At 71.0% G+C, this 14,923-nt stretch carries 15 protein-coding genes; 3 read left to right on the top strand and 12 right to left on the bottom strand.

Annotated features, from left to right (window positions below; genetic code table 11):
• Positions 1-8 precede the first annotated feature (8 nt).
• The 5 genes from NFT33_RS01690 to NFT33_RS01670 form a co-directional block, all read right to left on the bottom strand.
• The gene (locus NFT33_RS01690; RefSeq protein WP_251672713.1) at positions 9-2,027 is read right to left on the bottom strand and encodes an acetyl/propionyl/methylcrotonyl-CoA carboxylase subunit alpha; all 2,019 of its coding nucleotides are present in this window, start codon (positions 2,025-2,027) and stop codon (positions 9-11) included.
• Between the two features lie 3 nt (positions 2,028-2,030).
• Complete coding sequence (locus NFT33_RS01685; RefSeq protein ID WP_251672712.1) at positions 2,031-2,858, bottom strand: enoyl-CoA hydratase/isomerase family protein; 828 nt, start codon at positions 2,856-2,858, stop codon at positions 2,031-2,033.
• Between the two features lie 13 nt (positions 2,859-2,871).
• Positions 2,872-4,479 carry a carboxyl transferase domain-containing protein gene (locus NFT33_RS01680; RefSeq protein ID WP_251672711.1) on the bottom strand — a complete coding sequence of 536 codons (1,608 nt, stop codon included), beginning with the start codon at positions 4,477-4,479 and terminating at the stop codon, positions 2,872-2,874.
• A 10-nt stretch (positions 4,480-4,489) separates the two neighbouring features.
• Positions 4,490-5,662, bottom strand: a complete 1,173-nt coding sequence (locus tag NFT33_RS01675; protein WP_251672710.1) for an isovaleryl-CoA dehydrogenase — start codon at positions 5,660-5,662, stop codon at positions 4,490-4,492.
• Between the two features lie 83 nt (positions 5,663-5,745).
• The gene (locus NFT33_RS01670; protein ID WP_251672709.1) at positions 5,746-7,431 is read right to left on the bottom strand and encodes an AMP-binding protein; all 1,686 of its coding nucleotides are present in this window, start codon (positions 7,429-7,431) and stop codon (positions 5,746-5,748) included.
• Between the two features lie 203 nt (positions 7,432-7,634).
• On the opposite strand from NFT33_RS01670, the gene NFT33_RS01665 reads away from it, so the two are divergent.
• Together NFT33_RS01665 and NFT33_RS01660 are read left to right on the top strand one after the other, a co-directional pair.
• Positions 7,635-8,369 (top strand): TetR/AcrR family transcriptional regulator, encoded by a 735-nt coding sequence (locus NFT33_RS01665; protein ID WP_149503756.1) that lies wholly within the window; start codon positions 7,635-7,637, stop codon positions 8,367-8,369.
• A gap of 92 nt (positions 8,370-8,461) precedes the next feature.
• Entirely contained in the window at positions 8,462-9,841 is a 1,380-nt protein-coding gene (locus tag NFT33_RS01660; protein ID WP_251672708.1) for a dicarboxylate/amino acid:cation symporter, read from the top strand.
• Here the strand turns inward: NFT33_RS01660 and NFT33_RS01655 are convergent.
• Both NFT33_RS01655 and NFT33_RS01650 read right to left on the bottom strand, forming a co-directional pair.
• Positions 9,817-10,971, bottom strand: a complete 1,155-nt coding sequence (locus NFT33_RS01655; RefSeq protein WP_251672707.1) for an acyltransferase family protein — start codon at positions 10,969-10,971, stop codon at positions 9,817-9,819. The two genes, NFT33_RS01660 and NFT33_RS01655, sit on opposite strands and share 25 nt — an antisense overlap.
• Positions 10,972-11,005: 34 nt before the next feature.
• A complete protein-coding gene (locus NFT33_RS01650) occupies positions 11,006-11,209 on the bottom strand; it encodes a hypothetical protein (RefSeq protein WP_149503759.1) in 204 nt (67 codons plus the stop codon).
• A 284-nt stretch (positions 11,210-11,493) separates the two neighbouring features.
• Here NFT33_RS01650 and NFT33_RS01645 point away from each other — a divergent pair, with 284 nt between their 5' ends.
• A complete protein-coding gene (locus tag NFT33_RS01645; protein ID WP_251672706.1) occupies positions 11,494-12,108 on the top strand; it encodes a CAP domain-containing protein in 615 nt (204 codons plus the stop codon).
• A gap of 22 nt (positions 12,109-12,130) precedes the next feature.
• Here the strand turns inward: NFT33_RS01645 and NFT33_RS01640 are convergent, their stop codons facing one another.
• From NFT33_RS01640 to NFT33_RS01620, 5 genes are read right to left on the bottom strand one after another with little or no spacing between them, the layout of a single operon-like run.
• Positions 12,131-12,847, bottom strand: a complete 717-nt coding sequence (locus tag NFT33_RS01640; RefSeq protein ID WP_251672705.1) for an energy transducer TonB — start codon at positions 12,845-12,847, stop codon at positions 12,131-12,133.
• Positions 12,848-12,866: 19 nt separating this feature from the next.
• Entirely contained in the window at positions 12,867-13,307 is a 441-nt protein-coding gene (locus tag NFT33_RS01635; RefSeq protein ID WP_251672704.1) for an ExbD/TolR family protein, read from the bottom strand.
• Positions 13,308-13,320: 13 nt separating this feature from the next.
• Positions 13,321-13,764 carry an ExbD/TolR family protein gene (locus NFT33_RS01630; RefSeq protein WP_251672703.1) on the bottom strand — a complete coding sequence of 148 codons (444 nt, stop codon included), beginning with the start codon at positions 13,762-13,764 and terminating at the stop codon, positions 13,321-13,323.
• A complete protein-coding gene (locus NFT33_RS01625) occupies positions 13,761-14,480 on the bottom strand; it encodes a MotA/TolQ/ExbB proton channel family protein (RefSeq protein ID WP_251673033.1) in 720 nt (239 codons plus the stop codon). Before NFT33_RS01625 ends, NFT33_RS01630 begins: the two co-directional genes overlap by 4 nt.
• Positions 14,446-14,877, bottom strand: a complete 432-nt coding sequence (locus tag NFT33_RS01620; RefSeq protein WP_251672702.1) for a Fur family transcriptional regulator — start codon at positions 14,875-14,877, stop codon at positions 14,446-14,448. Before NFT33_RS01620 ends, NFT33_RS01625 begins: the two co-directional genes overlap by 35 nt.
• Between the last annotated feature and the right edge of the window lie 46 nt (positions 14,878-14,923).

Raw genomic sequence — 14,923 nt, 5'->3', positions numbered from 1 at the left:
GGCGCCCATCATGCCGCAGCGCCCGTGCCCGCGGCCTCGGCCGCCTCCGCGGCGAAGTCCACCAGCTCGGCGCCGTCGCTCACCTGATCGCCGACGGCGAAGCGAAAGGCCTGCAGCCGGCCGCGTGCCGGCGCGGTCAGCGTGTGCTCCATCTTCATCGCCTCCATCACCAGCAGCGGCGTGCCGGCCTCGACCACCGTGCCCGGCGTGGCCAGCAGCGCGATGACCTTGCCCGGCATCGGCGCCTTCAGGCCGCCGCCGTGCTCGTCGCCGCGCCCGCCGGCCTGCAGCCGCGCCACCCGCACCACCGGCCAGGTGCGGCCGTCGAGAAAGACCTGGCGGCGCTCGGCGCTGACCACCACCGCCGCCTGCACCCGGCGCTCGCCCAGCCGCGCCGCCAGCGTGCCGTCGGGGCCGAGCCGGCCGCTGGCCTGCAGCCGCGTGTCGCCGATCGACAGCCACCAGCCGCCGGCCGCATCGGGCTGCGCGCCGACCGTCAGCGCCTGCTCGCCGCAGCGCAGCGCAAGGCGGCGCTCGGGCGCGAGGTTGAGCCGCCAGCCGTCGGCCACGCTCCACGGCGAGGCAGCGTCGCCGGCCGCGGCCTCGGCCGCCTCGCGCTGCAGCTCGGCCAGCGCCGCCAGCGCCCAGACCTCGTCGGGCACCGGCTGCGGCGCCGGGAACAGCAGCGCCTGCTCGCGCTCGATCAGCGCGGTGTCGAGATCGGCCTGCGCGAAGGCGGGCGTGGCCACCAGGCGCTGCAGGAACTCGACATTGCTGGTCACGCCGGCGATGCGGTACTGCGCCAGGGCCGCGCGCAGGCGCGCCAGCGCCCGCGGGCGGTCGCGGTCGTGCACGATCAGCTTGGCGATCATCGGGTCGTAGTGCGGAGTGATCTCGTCGCCCTGCTCCACCCCGGTGTCGACGCGCACATGCGGGCCCTCCAACGGCGGCGCCAGGTGCAGCAGCCGCCCGGTCGACGGCAGGAAGCCCTTGTCCGCATCCTCGGCATAGACACGGGCCTCGATCGCGTGGCCGTCGATCGCCAGCGCCTCCTGCGTCAGCGGCAGCGGCTCGCCGGCGGCCACCCGCAGCTGCCACTCGACCAGATCGAGGCCGGTGATCATCTCGGTGACCGGGTGCTCGACCTGCAGCCGGGTGTTCATCTCCATGAAGTAGAAGGCGCCGTCGGGCTGGACGATGAATTCCACCGTGCCGGCGCCGACATAGCCGACCGCCCGCGCGGCATCCACCGCCGCGCGGCCCATCGCGGCCCGGCGCTCCGGCGTCATGCCGGGCGCGGGTGCCTCTTCCAGCACCTTCTGGTGGCGGCGCTGCACCGAGCAGTCGCGCTCGAAGAGAAACACGCAGCCGCCCAGGGTGTCGCCGAAGACCTGGATCTCGATGTGGCGCGGGCGCAGCACATACTTCTCGACCAGCACATGCGGATCGCCGAAGGCGTTCAGCGCCTCGCGCTGGCAGGAGGCCAGCGCGGCGGCGAAGTCCTCCGGGCGGTCGACCCGGCGCATGCCCTTGCCGCCGCCGCCGGCGCTGGCCTTGATCAGCACCGGATAGCCGATCTCGGCGGCGCGCTCGGCCAGGAAGTCCGGCTCCTGCCGATCGCCGTGGTAGCCGGGCGTCAGCGGCACGCCAGCCTCGGCCATCAGCGCCTTGGCGGCGGACTTGCTGCCCATCGCGCGGATCGCGCCGGCCGGCGGGCCGATGAAGACCACGCCGGCGGCGGCACAGGCCTCGGCGAAGTCCTCGTTCTCGGACAGGAAGCCGTAGCCGGGGTGAATCGCCTGCGCGCCGGTGGCGCGGGCCGCCTCCAGGATGCGGTCGCCGCGCAGATAGCTCTCGCGCGCGGCGGCCGCGCCGATGCAGACCGCCTCGTCGGCCAGCCGCACATGGCGCGCGTTCGTGTCGGCCTCGGAATGCACCGCCACCGTGGCGATGCCCAGGCGCCGCGCGGTGCGGATGACCCGGCAGGCGATCTCGCCGCGGTTGGCGATCAGGATCTTCGTGAACATGGCTCAGGCTCCGGAATCGGGGGATGACGGCAGCGTCCAGGCCGCCGGCCGCTTGTCCAGGAAGGCGGCCAGCCCTTCGCGGGCCTCGTCGGTGGCGCGCAGCGTGGCGATGCGCCGCGCGGTGTCCTCGACCAGCGCATCGGTGATCGGCCGGCTGGCGACGGCGCGGATCAGCTCGGTCGCCGCGGCCTGCGCCTGCAGGCCGCCGGTCAGCAGCGCCTCGATCAGCGCGTCGACCTGGGTGTCGAGGCCGTCGTCGGTCGTCACCTCATGCACCAGCCCCAGCTCGCGGGCCCGCGCGGCCGGGATGCGCTCGGCGGTCTGGAAATAGCGGTACGCCTGGCGCTCGCCGATCGCGCGGATCACATAGGGGCTGATCGCCGACGGAATGATGCCGAAGCGCACCTCGGAGGTCGCGAACACCGCCCGCTCGGCGGCGACGCAGAGGTCGCAGGCGGCCGCCAGCCCCATGCCGCCACCGAGCGCGGCGCCCTGCACCCGGGCGAGCGTCGGCGTGACGCAGGTCGACAGCGTGCGGAACAGCCCGGCGAGCCGGCGCGCGTCGGCGAGGTTGTCCTCGACCGAGGCCTCGCCCTGGCGGCGCATCCAGTTCAGGTCGGCGCCGGCCGAGAAGCTGCGGCCCTCGCCGGCCAGCACGATGGCGCGCACCGCCGGGTCGGCGTCGAGCTGGCGCAGCGTGTCGGTCAGCTCGGCGATCAGCGTCTCGTCGAAGGCGTTGTGCACCGCAGGCCGGGCCATCCAGATCCAGGCCGCCGGGCCGCGGCGCTCGATGCGCAGCGTCGCCAGGGATGTCGTCGTGGAGATCGTCATCGGTCCGTCCCCCTCACATGCGGAACACGCCGAACTTCGTCGGCGCCACCGGCGCGTTCAGCGCCGCCGACAGCGACAGCGCCAGCACCCGGCGGGTCTGCGCCGGATCGACCAGCCCGTCGTCCCAGAGCCGCGCGGTGGCGTAGTACGGGTGGCCCTGGGCCTCGTACTGCGCACGGATCGGCGCCTTGAACGCCGCCTCGTCGTCGGCCGACCAGGCACCGCCCCTGGCCTCGATGCCGTCGCGCCGCACGGTGGCCAGCACGCTGGCGGCCTGCTCGCCGCCCATCACGCTGATGCGCGAGTTCGGCCACATCCACAGGAAGCGCGGGCTGTAGGCGCGGCCGCACATGCCGTAGTTGCCGGCGCCGAAGCTGCCGCCGATCAGCATCGTCACCTTGGGCACCTGCGCGGTGGCCACCGCCGTCACCATCTTGGCGCCGTCCTTGGCGATGCCGCCGCTCTCGTATTTCTGGCCGACCATGAAGCCGGTGATGTTCTGCAGGAAGACGAGCGGGATGGCCCTTTGAGCGCACAGCTCGATGAAATGCGCGCCTTTCTGCGCCGACTCGCCGAACAGGATGCCGTTGTTGGCGATCAGGCCCACCGGCATGCCGTGCAGATGCGCGAAGCCGGTCACCAGCGTCGCGCCGTAGCGCGCCTTGAACTCATCGAAGCGCGAGCCGTCGACGACACGCGCGATCACCTCGCGCACGTCCCAGGGCTTGCGGGTGTCCAGCGGCACGATGCCGTGGATCTCCTCGGGATCGTAGAGCGGCGCCTCGACCGGCGCGAGCCTGAGCGGGTCGGGCTTCCTGCGGTTCAGGTTCGCGACGATGCGCCGGCACAGGAACAGCGCATGGCTGTCGTTCTCGGCCAGATGGTCGGCCACGCCCGAGAGGCGGGTGTGCACGTCGCCGCCGCCCAGGTCCTCGGCCGAGACCACCTCGCCGGTGGCGGCCTTCACCAGCGGCGGGCCGCCCAGGAAGATGGTGCCCTGCTCGCGCACGATGATGGTCTCGTCGCTCATCGCCGGCACGTAGGCGCCGCCGGCGGTGCACGAGCCCATCACCACCGCAATCTGCGGGATGCCCATCGACGACATCGTCGCCTGGTTGTAGAAGATGCGGCCGAAGTGGTCGCGGTCCGGGAAGACCTCGTCCTGCAGCGGCAGGAAGGCGCCGCCGGAGTCGACCAGGTAGATGCACGGCAGATGGTTCTGCAGCGCGATCTCCTGGGCGCGCAGGTGCTTCTTGACCGTCACGGGATAGTAGGTGCCGCCCTTGACGGTGGCGTCGTTGGCGACGATCAGGCACTCCACGCCCTCGACCCGGCCGACGCCGGCGATCATGCCGGCCGAGGGCGCCTCGTCGCCGTACATCCCGAAGGCGGCCATCTGGCCGATCTCCAGGAAGGGCGTGCCCGGGTCGAGCAGGTGGTCGATGCGCTCGCGCGGCAGCAGCTTGCCGCGGGCGACATGCCGGGCGCGCGCGGCCTCGCCGCCGCCCAGCGCCACCTGCGCCGCCTTCGCGCGCAGGTCCTCGACCAGCGCACGCATCTGCGCCGCGTTGGCCCGGAAGTCTTCCGAGCGCGGATTGATCTTGCTCTGCAGCACCTGCATGGCGGCGTCCTCAGCAGGTCTCGCTGAACAGCTCGCGGCCGATCAGCATGCGACGGATCTCGGAGGTGCCGGCGCCGATCTCGTAGAGCTTGGCGTCGCGCCAGAGGCGGCCGGTCGGGTATTCGTTGGTGTAGCCGACGCCGCCCAGCGCCTGGATCGCCTCGCCGGCCATCCAGGTCGCCTTCTCGGCGGTGTAGAGGATCACGCCGGCGGCGTCCTTGCGCAGGGTGCGGCTGTGGTCGCCGCGGTCGCAGGCCTGCGCCACCGCGTAGCCGTAGGCGCGGCAGGCCTGGAAGGTCGAATACATGTCGGCCAGCTTGCCCTGCATCAGCTGGAACTCGCCGATCGACTGGCCGAACTGCTTGCGCTCGTGCACGAAGGGCACGACCACGTCCAGGCACGCCGCCATGATCCCGAGCGGCCCGCCCGACAGCACGATGCGCTCGTAGTCCAGGCCCGACATCAGCACCTTCGCGCCGTTGCCCTCGCCGCCGAGCACGTTCTCTTCCGGCACCTCGCAGTTGTCGAAGAACAGCGGCCAGGTGTTGGAGCCGCGCATGCCGAGCTTGTCGAGATGGTGGCCGTGGCTGAAACCCGCAAAGCCCTTCTCGATGATGAAGGCGGTCATGCCACGCGCGCCCATCTCCGGCTCGGTCTTGGCGTAGACCACCAGCGTGTCGGCGTCGCCGCCGTTGGTGATCCACATCTTCGAGCCGTTGAGCACGTAGCGGTCGCCCCGCTTCTCGGCACGCAGCTTCATGCTGACCACATCCGAGCCGGCGCCGGGCTCGCTCATCGCCAGCGCGCCGATGTGCTCGCCGCTGATGAGGCGGGGCAGGTATTTCTGCTTCTGCGCCTCGGTGCCGTTGCGCTTGATCTGGTTGATGCAGAGGTTGGAATGCGCGCCGTAGCTCAGGCCGACCGAGGCGCTGGCGCGGCTGATCTCCTCCATCGCCACCATGTGCGCCACATAGCCGAGGTTGGTGCCGCCGTACTCCTCGGGCACCGTCAGGCCGTTGACGCCGAGGTCGCCGAGCTTTTTCCACAGCGCATGCGGGAAGAGGTTGTCGCGGTCGATGTCGGCCGCACGCGGCGCGATCTCGTTCTGCGCGAAGTCGCGCACCGCCTCGCGCAGCGCGGCGATGTCGTCGCCGAGGGGGAACTGGAAGGTGGATTCGAACATGGGGGGCCTCTGGCGTGGATCCCCGCCTGCGCGGGGATGACGGAAAACGGGGGAAAAACGGGGGAAAAGACGGCTCGGACCGCTCAGGCGGTCCGGTCCTCGTCGCGCGCCAGCGCCTCGGCCATCGCGCGGCGCATCATGAATTTCTGCACCTTGCCGGTGATCGTCATCGGCATCTCGGTGACGAAGCGGATGTGGCGCGGGATCTTGTAGTGGGCGATCTGGTCGCGGCAGAAGGCCTGGATCTCCTCGTCGGTCGCCGTCTCGCCCGGCCGCAGCATGATCCAGGCGCAGACCTCCTCGCCGTACTTCTGATCCGGCACGCCGAAGACCTGCACCGACTGCACCTTCGGGTGGCGGAACAGGAATTCCTCGATCTCGCGCGGGTAGATGTTCTCGCCGCCGCGGATCAGCATGTCCTTCACCCGGCCGACGATGTTGCAGTAGCCCTCGGCGTCGATCGTGGCCAGGTCGCCGGTGCGCATCCAGCCGCCCTCGACCACCGCCTCGCGCGTGCGGGCCTCGTCGCCCCAGTAGCCCTGCATCACCAGATAGCCGCGGGTCCACAGCTCGCCCGGCGTGCCGACCGGCACGGTGCGGCCGTCGGCGTCGACCACCCGGGCCTCGACATGCGGCTGCACCCGGCCGACCGTGGTGACGCGGCGCTCCAGCGGGTCGTCGGTGCTGCTCTGGAAGGAGACCGGGCTGGTCTCGGTCATGCCGTAGGCGATGGTGATCTCGCGCAGGTTCATGCGCGCGACCACCTTCTTCATCGTCTCGATCGGACACGGCGAGCCGGCCATGATGCCGGTGCGCAGGCGCGACAGGTCGAAGCGCTCGAACTCCGGGTGGTCCAGCTCGGCGATGAACATCGTCGGCACGCCGTGCAGCGCGGTGCAGCGCTCCTCGGACACCGCCGCCAGCGTGGCGCCGGCATCGAAGACCTCGCCCGGGAACACCATCGCCGCGCCGCTGGCCACGCAGGCCAGCACCGCCAGCACCATGCCGAAGCAGTGGTACAGCGGCACCGGAATGCACAGCCGATCGGCCTCGCTGAAGCGCATCGCCGCCGCCACCGCGATCGCGTTGTTGACGATGTTGTGGTGCGTCAGCGTCGCGCCCTTCGGGTGGCCGGTGGTGCCGCTGGTGAACTGGATGTTGATCGGGTCATGGCAGCCCAGGCCGGCCGAGATCGCGTCGAGCGCGGCCCGGTCGACCTCGTCCGCGGGCACGAGCACATCGGCGTAGCGGCGCATGCCCGGCGTCTCGCCCTCGCCGAGCCGGATCACGCATTGCAGCGCCGGCAGCCGCGGCGCGACCTCGGCCAGCATCGCCAGGTAGTCGGCGCCGCGCAGCCGCTCGGCGGCGATCACCGCGCGGCAGCCGGCCAGCCGCAGCGCGTATTCCAGCTCCGCCAGCCGGTAGGCCGGGTTGATGTTGACCAGGATGAGACCCAGCCGTGCGGTGGCGAACTGCGTGACCAGCCACTCGGCCCGGTTCGGTGACCAGATGCCGACGCGGTCGCCGGCCACCAGGCCCAGCCGGCGCAGGCCGTCGGCGAGCCGGTCGATCTCGAGCGCGAACTGCGCCCAGTTCCAGCGCAGGCCCTGCTCGCGCAGCACCACCGCGTCGCGCTGCGGCCAGCGCGCGACGGTGGCCGCCAGCAGCGCCGGCAAGGTCAGCGCGGACAGCGGCCGGGAACACTCGCCCTGCACATGGGACAGGCCGTCGACCGGGACGATGCCGAAAGAACCGGACGAATCAGACAAACCAGACGAACCAGACATGAGGCGCCACTCCTTGCTGAGCCTTGCCGACATTTGTTGAGCTTCACTCATTTTCATTCTGCACCATGTCGATTGCTTTGCACCGAGGGTGAACCCGGGTTGCAGCCTGCGCGAAGACATCAAGAATTGAGCAAGGCTCATCTTTCAGGGCCTGTCGACCCTTCCGCTGCCGGACAATGCCGCCCATGAGCACCCGCACCGCCCTCCCCCCCGACGACGCCGGCGGCCCGGCCCGATCGCCGCAGCGCCGCAGCCCGGCCAGCGCCAAGTCCGAGCAGCGCATCCGCGACCTGCTGCGCGTCGGCCGCGAGGTCTTCGCCGAGAAGGGCTACGAGCGCGCCACCACCACCGAGATCGCCCAGCGCCTGGGCATCAGCGAAGCCACCGTCTTCACCTACTTCCGCGGCAAGCGCGAGCTGTGCGTGCGGGTCATCGAGGACTGGTACGACGAGATCGTCGCGGCGATGGAGGCCGGCCTGCCGCGCGAGGCCTCGGCGCGCGAGCAGCTCGACCATCTGGTGCGCACGCATCTGCGCCTGTTCCTGATCCAGGGCACCGGGCTGTGCGCGCTGGTGCTCTCCGAGGGCCGCTCCAAGGGCCAGGAACTCGGCGAGAGCTTCCTGCCGCTGCAGAAGCGCTACACCGCACCGCTGATGGAGCTGCTCGCGCGCGGCCAGGCGCGCGGCGAGATCCGCGCCGACATGCCGCTGCGGCTGCTGCGCTCGCTGGTGCTCGGGCCGATGGAGCACATCCTGTGGGAGGTGGTCGCGCAGGATCGCCCGGTCGACCTCGACGCGATCGCGCAGGATCTGGTCGAGATGCTGTGGTCGGCGCTGCGGGCGCCCGGCACCGAGCTGGCGGCGCTGCGCCGGCTGCGCGACGAGGTCGACCAGGCGCTGCGCCACAGCCGCTCGGCTTGATCCAGCGCTACGTGGAACCCACGACAGACGGGCGGACTTCGGCTTCTAGACTGGTGAAAACCCTGTCAAGGTAAACCCGAAGAAAGACCCCGATGACAAGCACTCCGGCCGCGGCAGCCCAAACGCCGTTCTATCGATCTCTCTATGTCCAGGTGCTGGCCGCGATCGCGATCGGCATCGCGCTGGGCCACTTTGCGCCGGCGCTGGGCGAGCAGATGAAGCCGCTGGGCGACGGCTTCATCAAGCTGATCAAGATGATCATCGCGCCGATCATCTTCTGCACCGTCGTGCTGGGCATCGCCGGCATGGACGACATGAAGAAGGTCGGCCGCACCGGCGGCCTGGCGCTGCTCTATTTCGAGATCGTCTCGACGCTGGCGCTGATCATCGGCCTGGTGATCGTCAACGTCGTGCAGCCGGGCGCCGGCATGCATGTCGACCCCAGCTCGCTCGACACCAAGGGCATCGCCGCCTATGTCGAGCCGGGCAAGATGAAGGGCACGGTCGACTTCCTGCTCGCGATCATTCCGTCGAGCGTGGTGGATGCCTTCGCCAAGGGCGACATCCTGCAGGTGCTGCTGTTCTCGGTGATGTTCGGCTTCGGGCTGCAGAAGTTCGGCGGCCGGCGCAACATCGTCTTCACCTTCATCGACAAGTTCTCGCATGTGCTGTTCGCGATCGTCGGCATCATCATGAAGGTCGCCCCGATCGGCGCCTTCGGCGCGATGGCCTTCACCATCGGCAAGTACGGCGTGGGATCGCTGATGCAGCTCGCGCAGCTGATGGCCACCTTCTACGCCACCTGCCTGATCTTCGTGCTGGTGGTGCTGGGCGGCATCGCCAAGGCGCACGGCTTCTCGATCACCGCCTTCATCCGCTACATCAAGGAAGAGCTGCTGATCGTGCTGGGCACCTCCTCGTCGGAGTCGGTGCTGCCGCGCATCATGAAGAAGCTCGAACACGCCGGCGCCGAGAAGTCGGTCGTCGGCCTGGTGGTGCCCACCGGCTACTCCTTCAACCTGGACGGCACCTCGATCTACCTGACGATGGCCGCGGTCTTCATCGCCCAGGCCACCGACACGCCGATGACGCTGACGCAGCAGATCACGCTGCTGGGCGTGCTGCTGCTGACCTCCAAGGGCGCGGCCGGCGTGACCGGCTCGGGCTTCATCGTGCTGGCGGCGACGCTCTCCGCCGTGGGCGGCGTGCCGGTGGCCGGTCTGGCGCTGATCCTGGGCATCGACCGCTTCATGTCGGAAGCCCGTGCGCTGACCAACCTGATCGGCAACGGCGTGGCCACCCTGGTCGTGGCCAAGTGGTGCGGCCAGCTCGACAGCCATCAGATGAATGCGGCGCTCAACGGCCAGTCGCCGATGCCGGCCGAAGAGACCCTGACCCACGCGATCGACGCCGCGCTGCCGCACGGCGACGACGCGCATGCGCCGGCTCAGCCCGGCACCGCCGCGCGCTGATCCGCCACGACGGCGCCCGCCGCCGGCCGCTGCCGGGCACGCTCGCGGCCGTCCAGCGCCGACTGCAGCGCCCAGCCCGCCAGCAGGCTGAGCGCCCAGGCCAGCACCAGCCCGAGCGCATGCACTTGCGACGCATCCGGCCACAGGCGGCCGATCAGCGCGCCGGTCAGCAGCAGCACCGGGTAGTGCAGCAGGAACACGGTGTAGGAGATGTGCGAGAGCGCGGCCACCGGCCGCGCCAGCCAGGCCGGCAGGCGCAGATCCAGCGGCACCAGCAGCGCCAGCACCAGCGCGCTGGTGCCGGCCAGCAGGATGCGCACCCGCCAGTCCAGCCACAGCGCCAGCCCGGTCAGCGTCAGGATGGCCAGCAGCCAGCCGATGCGCGAGACCGGCCGCCGGGCGCTCGCCGCCCAGTGCGCCAGCATGCCCAGGCCGTAGGCGCCGACGAAGTAGATCGCCCAGACATCCAGATCAGGCTCGCGGTTGAACAGCAGCAGCGACAGCGTGACGCCGGCCAGCAGCAGCAGCGCCGTCAGCGCCGACCGCGCCGGACGGGCGATGCCGCGCCGCAGGCCGCACAGCAGCGCCACCAGCGCAAAGAGCTGCAGGTCGATCGCGACATACCAGACCCCGGCCGAGAGCGCCTCCAGACCCGCCACATCCTGGACCATCAGCAGATGGGCCAGCACCTGAAGCAGCGTCGGCGCCTCGGGAATCGTCGGGTGATCGATCAGAGCGCGCGCGACCCAGGCCGCGAACATCGCAGCCAGCAGCGCCACCCAAGCCGGCTCGGCCAGACGCAGGAAGCGCCGGCCGATCGCGGCAGCCACCCCGGTGGCACGCGGCTCGGCTGCCGGATGCGGCAGCATCGAGCGCGCCGCCAGGAAGCCCGCCATCACCAGGAAGACCTGCACCGCCAGCCGGCCCTGCTCGACCAACCAGTCGCGCAGCGCCGGCGCCAGCGACTCGGCCACCTCGCACATCGGCCCGTACAGCGCCAGGTGATGCCAGACGATCAGCTGCGAGGCCAGCGCCTTGCCCAGATCGACCAGCGGCAGCGCCTGGGATCGTGAAGCTTGTGAAGCTCGTGAAGAAAAAGACGGAATATCCGTGGAGACGTGAATTGACATCGCCGGATCGTACCCGGCGAACCTTTCAAGATCTTCACCGTACCAGGCGACGCCCCGGACGGAAGGTCGGCTGGCGGCGCAGACCGGCGCTCAGGCTCCAGCGAGCCCGACCATGGCGGGCACGCCGGGACGGGCGGTCGCTCTCGGCGAAGGTGATGCGCCAGACGTTCGGCCGAACCATGACCACCGGCGGCGTGTCCGGGTGGGCGTGGTGCTTCGGCGCGGCGAGGAAAGACATGCTGACTCCTGTAGCCGATCCGAACAAGTTGCCAACGAGGCGATGCAGCTTATTTCAGATTCGGCATCGCCAGTCTGATCGGAGCCGGATCGCTTCGCTACGGCCCCAGCCCCCTCGAACACGGGCATGTCCGACAAGATCCGTGAAGATGGCGCAGGTTGGCGCGTGTAGAAGCCACAACCCCCGCAACATGGCGCCCACCGCCCCTTGCCGGACAGGAGCGGCTCTCCAGAATGAAGTCCATCGAGCCGACAACACGGCCAGCCACCTGACTTCGTCCCGCCATGATCCGCACCTGTAACAAGCGCCTGTCCCTGCCCGCCATCACCACCGCGCTGCTGGCCGCACTGCTGGCCGGCTGTGGCGGCGGCTCGGACGATGGCGGCTCGGCCGCCAGCACCACCTCCAGCGTCAGCGCCGGCACCGGCAGCACCGCCCAGACCGCATCGGCGATCGCGGCGAGCGAACGCTGCGGCATCGACGGCTACCAGAGCGCGATGCTGGCCGAGATCAACCGCCGGCGCGCCAGCGCTCAGAGTTGCGGCAGCCGTGGCAGCTTCCCGGCCGCGGGCGCGCTGAGCTGGAACGATCAGCTGTTCGCCGCGGCGGCCGGACATGCGAAGGACATGGTCGCCAAGGGCTTCTTCAGCCACACCGGCTCCAGCGGCAGCAACGTGGCCGACCGGGTCAGTGCAGCGGGCTACGCCTGGTCGACGGTGGCCGAGAACATCGCTGCCGGCCAGCCCGGCATCACCCGGGTGGTCGACGCCTGGATGAACAGCGACGGCCACTGCGCCAACCTGATGAACGCGACGGTGCGGGATGTCGCAGTCGCCTGCGTGGTCAACACCGCCAACCAGTCGAACTACTGGGTGATGAACCTGGCCAAGGCCCGCTGACGGCCGAGCCCGCGCTCCCGGCTCACTCCTCGCGCAGGCTGATCTCGAAGTTCACCTGCACCTCGTCGGCCCCGCTGGCCTGGCATTTCATGCGCCGCGCCGCGCTGACCGCCAGCCGGTGGTATTCACGCGGCCCGGACAGCACGCTGGCCTCCACCACCTGACCGCCGCGCACCAGCATGCGCACCTTCACCACGCCAGTGATGCCGTAGCGGTCGAAGGCACCGGCCATCGTGTCCTGGATGATCTGCGCATAGCCCGGGCAGGCCAGGCCGACCTCGGCGCGCACCGGCGCGGCCGGCGCTGCCGGAGCCGCGACAGGCGCCGGTGCGGCGGGCGCAGGCGGTGCCGGCGGAGCGGGTGGCACAGGCCGAGGCGGCTCGGGCTGCACCGCCTGCACCGGCGCGGCGGCAGGCGCAGGCGGTGGCGTGATCTCGGGCTGAGGCGCCCAGACCTTGGGCGCGGGTGGGGGCGGCGCTACCGCCGGGGGCGGGGGCGTCTTCGGCGCCGGGGCGGGCGGAGGCGGCGTCTCCTTCGGGCGGGGCGGCGGCGGCGGGGGCGGCGGCGGTGCTGGCGCGTCAATGATCGCCATCTCCACCGTCTGGCGCACCGACTCGACCGTCTGGCGCGCCAGACCGGACATCAGCGCCCAGCCCGCCAGCAGGTGCAGGCCGACCACCGCAGCGGCACCGGCCCAGCGCGGCGCGCGTGACGGGTTCTCGAATTCGGGCAGCGGCATCGTGCGGACTCTCCCCGTTTCAGCGCGCAGGCTCGAACTGCTCGAGGCCGGCCACGCCCAGGCGCTTCAGCCCCGCACGCTGCGCCTCGACCATCACCTCGGCAAAGGCGGCATAGGCCGAGCCCGGTGCCGGGCGGATGTGCAGCTCGGCCGGACGCGGCCGCGCCGCCTCGGCCTGCAGCCGCGCCACCAGCGCGGCACGGTCGGCCAGCGGCTCATCCTGCCAGCGCAGCGCACCGTCGGGCGCGATGTCGATGCGCACCACCTCCGGCGGCTCGACCGGCGGTGCGGCCGGCGCCACCGGCAGGTCGAGATCGGCCGAATGCAGCTGGATCGGGATCGTGATGATCAGCATCACCAGCAGCACCAGCATCACGTCGATCAGCGGCGTGGTGTTGATCTCCATCAGCGGCTCGTCGTCGCCGCCGGCGGTGTCGCCGGGGCCGAGGTTCATCGCCATCGGATCGGTCCTTTCAACGCAGCGCCTGCGGCTCGGTGATGAAGGAAATGCGCGCGATGCCGGCGCGCTGGCAGGCCAGCACCGCCTGCGCGACCGGATCGAAGGCGCTGCGGCGGTCGCCGCGCACCTGGACCTCCGGCGCCTGGCCCGGCGGCGCACGGCGCGCGGCCTCCAGCAGCCGGGCCTTCAGCGCCTCCGGCCCGGCCAGCGGCAGGTCATGCCAGAAGATGCGCCCGGCCGCATCGACCGAGATGACGATGCTGTCGGGCCGGGTCTCGCGCGGCTGCAGCCGCTCCTGGGGCAGCTCGACCGGCACCGAGGTCGCCACCACCGGGATGGTGATCAGGAAGATGATCAGCAGCACCAGCATCACGTCGACCAGCGGCGTGGTGTTGATGGTCGAGATCACCGCATCCTCCTCGGGCGGCGCGTCGAAGGGGCCGCGGGGCAGCGTCATCGCGGCTCGGCCAGCAGCACCGCGTGCAGGTCGGCGGCGAAGCCGCGCACCTCGTCCATCACCGCCTTGTTGCGGCGCACCAGCCAGTTGTAGCCCAGCACCGCCGGCACCGCCACCGCCAGACCGATCGCGGTCATGATCAGCGCCTCGCCCACCGGCCCGGCGACCTTGTCGATCGAGGCCTGACCCGCCACGCCGATCGCGGTCAGCGCGTGGTAGATGCCCCAGACGGTGCCGAAGAGGCCGACGAAGGGCGCCGTCGAGCCGACGGTGGCCAGCAGCGCCAGCCCGTTCTGCAGCCGGCCCTGCACCCGCTCGATCGCGCGCTGGATCGACATCGTGATCCAGGTGTGCAGGTCGATGCGACCGAGCAGGCCGGCGTGCTTGCCGCTGGCCTCGACGCCGGCCTGGGCGATGAAGCGCAAGGGGCTGCCGCGCTCGAGCTGCTCGGCGCCCTGCGCGACGCTGGCGGCCTGCCAGAAGGACTCGGCCGCACGCGCCTGGCGCAGCATGCGCTGCTGCTCCAGCCACTTGACGACGATGACATACCAGCTCGCCGCCGACATCACCACCATCATCAGCAGCACCAGCTTGGCGACCAGGTCGGAGCCGGCCCACAGCGCGGCCAGTCCGTAGGGATTGCTTTCAGTCACCGAAGGAAGCTCCTCAAGGAAAGTGCGTTCAGCGGCAGCCGTCGTGGCCGGGCGCATGGGCATGCCCATGGGCGGAGGTGCGGTCGGCCTGTCCGGCGCAGTCGGCGCAGCAGCCGTACAGCGTCAGGTCGTGGTCCTCGACCGAGAAGCCCGGCGGGGCCAGCCGGGACAGGTCGCCCGGGCAGGCGTGCACGTCGAAGACGCGCTGGCAGCGTCGGCACTGGAAATGGTGATGGTGGCGGCGGCTGACCGGCTCGTAGCGCGGGTTTTCGCCGGGCAGCTGCACCACCGCCAGCGTGCCGTCATCGACCAGGGCCTTCAGATTGCGGTAGACGGTGGCGATGCCCAGGCCCGGTGCGAGCGACTGGGCCTGGTCGAGCACCTCCTGGGGCAGCAGCGGCCGGCGGGCCACCTCGATCGCCTCGCGGATGGCGATGCGCTGACGGGTATTGCGTTCCATGCCGCAAGGTTAGCCGATCCGCCGCCCCCCCAAGGCCCCAAGGCGC

The sequence above is a fragment of the Sphaerotilus sp. FB-3 genome, assembly GCF_023706025.1.
In the GTDB taxonomy this organism is placed as follows: domain Bacteria; phylum Pseudomonadota; class Gammaproteobacteria; order Burkholderiales; family Burkholderiaceae_C; genus Sphaerotilus; species Sphaerotilus sulfidivorans.
Note: the sequence above shows the minus strand (reverse complement) of the source record. Positions and strands in the feature narration are given on the sequence as shown.

What these genes read in the sequence shown, in the direction of transcription:
- NFT33_RS01660 (WP_251672708.1), top strand. Translation starts at nt 8,462, where the DNA reads ATGACAAGCACTCCGGCCGCGGCAGCCCAAACGCCGTTCTATCGATCT.
- NFT33_RS01690 (WP_251672713.1), bottom strand. Translation starts at nt 2,027, where the DNA reads ATGTTCACGAAGATCCTGATCGCCAACCGCGGCGAGATCGCCTGCCGG.
- NFT33_RS01680 (WP_251672711.1), bottom strand. Translation starts at nt 4,479, where the DNA reads ATGCAGGTGCTGCAGAGCAAGATCAATCCGCGCTCGGAAGACTTCCGG.
- NFT33_RS01625 (WP_251673033.1), bottom strand. Translation starts at nt 14,480, where the DNA reads ATGCCCATGCGCCCGGCCACGACGGCTGCCGCTGAACGCACTTTCCTT.
- NFT33_RS01620 (WP_251672702.1), bottom strand. Translation starts at nt 14,877, where the DNA reads ATGGAACGCAATACCCGTCAGCGCATCGCCATCCGCGAGGCGATCGAG.
- NFT33_RS01640 (WP_251672705.1), bottom strand. Translation starts at nt 12,847, where the DNA reads ATGCCGCTGCCCGAATTCGAGAACCCGTCACGCGCGCCGCGCTGGGCC.
- NFT33_RS01655 (WP_251672707.1), bottom strand. Translation starts at nt 10,971, where the DNA reads ATGTCAATTCACGTCTCCACGGATATTCCGTCTTTTTCTTCACGAGCT.
- NFT33_RS01645 (WP_251672706.1), top strand. Translation starts at nt 11,494, where the DNA reads ATGATCCGCACCTGTAACAAGCGCCTGTCCCTGCCCGCCATCACCACC.
- NFT33_RS01630 (WP_251672703.1), bottom strand. Translation starts at nt 13,764, where the DNA reads ATGACGCTGCCCCGCGGCCCCTTCGACGCGCCGCCCGAGGAGGATGCG.
- NFT33_RS01665 (WP_149503756.1), top strand. Translation starts at nt 7,635, where the DNA reads ATGAGCACCCGCACCGCCCTCCCCCCCGACGACGCCGGCGGCCCGGCC.
- NFT33_RS01635 (WP_251672704.1), bottom strand. Translation starts at nt 13,307, where the DNA reads ATGGCGATGAACCTCGGCCCCGGCGACACCGCCGGCGGCGACGACGAG.
- NFT33_RS01685 (WP_251672712.1), bottom strand. Translation starts at nt 2,858, where the DNA reads ATGACGATCTCCACGACGACATCCCTGGCGACGCTGCGCATCGAGCGC.
- NFT33_RS01650 (WP_149503759.1), bottom strand. Translation starts at nt 11,209, where the DNA reads ATGTCTTTCCTCGCCGCGCCGAAGCACCACGCCCACCCGGACACGCCG.
- NFT33_RS01675 (WP_251672710.1), bottom strand. Translation starts at nt 5,662, where the DNA reads ATGTTCGAATCCACCTTCCAGTTCCCCCTCGGCGACGACATCGCCGCG.